General features: G+C 58.2%; 2 protein-coding genes. Both read right to left on the minus strand.

Annotated elements, in window-relative coordinates:
- Positions 1-281 precede the first annotated feature (281 nt).
- A complete protein-coding gene (locus WA989_RS03270) occupies positions 282-971 on the minus strand; it encodes an N-acyl amino acid synthase FeeM domain-containing protein (protein ID WP_424339092.1) in 690 nt (229 codons plus the stop codon).
- 24 nt (positions 972-995) lie between these two features.
- Positions 996-1,779: class I SAM-dependent methyltransferase (locus WA989_RS03275; RefSeq protein WP_424339093.1), on the minus strand; the 784-nt coding region annotated here is incomplete at its 5' end.

The following is a 1,779-nucleotide window of genomic DNA, read 5'->3' on the forward strand; positions in this document are numbered from 1 at the left end:
GGTCAGGATCGTAGCAGCCAGAAAGCTGGCGTGCCTCTGTAGCATCAGCTGACTGGTCAGCTGGAGGTATTCCAAGATCTGGCGCTCACGCCCGACCGAACTGAACCAGCCATCCTTGGCTGCCCAAATCGATCTTACGTTCACCATTCCCATCCCCGAAACCCCTGCTGGCACCACCAGCTTGCGGACACTAGCAGGTTCGTGCTGCCAAAATATGGTCAAATCCTGCCCTTCATCAGGCCCTTCCTCCCTAGCGGATCGCTTGCACCCTCCTCGCCTGCTCAGGCCGCACCTACGCTTTCTTGATCCGGCCGCGGTCGGATGTCGAGGAGCGGCGGAAAGTCGATGTCTGCTCCCGGCACTTCATCGACCGGGCCGAAGACTGGCGTTCGCTCGAGAACAGCCTGCCGCTGCGTGCGCCCTTCCGACATGAGCAGTCTCACAGGCTTGCGCAAACCAGGATACTCACGTGGCTCACTTGCAGTCCTGTAGCCGAGGTAGCGATTGTAGAAGGCGACGTGCTCTGCCCTGACTGGAGCAACCGCCAGATCGACATCGTAGAACATCGTTGCGAGAACGGCGACGCGAAGTGTCAGGAAATGCAAAGGCACATGATCCCGACGCGCGCTCGGATCGACGACGAAGCGGGTCGGATCGAGTACGGTCTTGCCCTCGTCGAGCGAGCCGCGCACCTCTGGAAAAACGTCCAGCGTGGGCGAAATGGGAGCGAGCGGCGTCGCGAGATGCAATCTTACCGAGGCGAGGATTGTACCATCCATTTTGACGGCGACGTGAACGCAGTTCTCAGTTTCGTCGAAGGGATCCGACATCAACTGGCTCGAACTGTCGCCAATAGCCCCCTCGGCTCTGTAGCATTGGTAGCGCAGGCGGCAAACCTCCTCCAATCCGGCATCGTCGTTGACAACTGAATACTGCGTACGCCGCAGGGCTTCGAGCACACGTACGTTCATAACTTTCCCTCGTTTCTTGTGTTATTAAAGGCGTCTTCTAGCGACAACGAGGTCGCTGTAGCCGAGATAGGCCGGGCGCGATCGTAGGACCTCGAAACCTGCCTCGGCAACTTTTCCAGCAAGTTCTCCTTCTTCGTAGGTCCAGTAGTCGCCGGCCTTCTGAGCATTCCGTATTTGCCTGTTTTGCCTTGCGATTTCGCGACCCTGCCACGTGATGCGCGCCGCGCCCAAGAGGCCATGTGTCGCGAACAGGTGCCGCAACAGGTACCGACGCCAATGGGCCAGATCCAGTTCTCGACCCAGATCGATGAGAAACAGCATGCCCCCGGGACGCAGCAGCCCGGCAAGCTGGCGCAACCGCTTCTCTGGGGAGGTCATCGCATAAAGTGCGTGAACACAGATGACGAGGTCGGCCTTCTCCAGCGCATCTGTTTCTTCCATCGACCGTGTGTCGAAAGTGATGTCGTTGTAAGAGGATAGCTTCGATTTCGCGATCGCGATCATTCGCGGATCGGGCTCTATCAGTCGTATCTTGCTGCCGGGGCAAAGTTCGGCGGCGATCTCAGTGTAGTTGCCCGTGCCACCCCCGATGTCGTAAATGACTTCTGGTTGGTCGATTTTGCCGATAAAAGACCTGAAGTCGCCCAGCAGCTCACGATAGGCTGGATTGTGAAGCGACAGAAGGTCGTAGGCCGTCGCATAAGCGCTCCAGTCCGTGTGATCCACGCTATTTTTAGAGAGTTTGTTACGAGCAGAAGGGGCGGACGGCACGCGTAAGTCGCTCGGAAGCATACAAGAGGCCCTCCTG

This window comes from Henriciella sp. (assembly GCF_049649345.1).
GTDB lineage: Bacteria > Pseudomonadota > Alphaproteobacteria > Caulobacterales > Hyphomonadaceae > Henriciella.

What these genes read in the sequence shown, in the direction of transcription:
- WA989_RS03270 (WP_424339092.1), bottom strand. Translation starts at nt 971, where the DNA reads ATGAACGTACGTGTGCTCGAAGCCCTGCGGCGTACGCAGTATTCAGTT.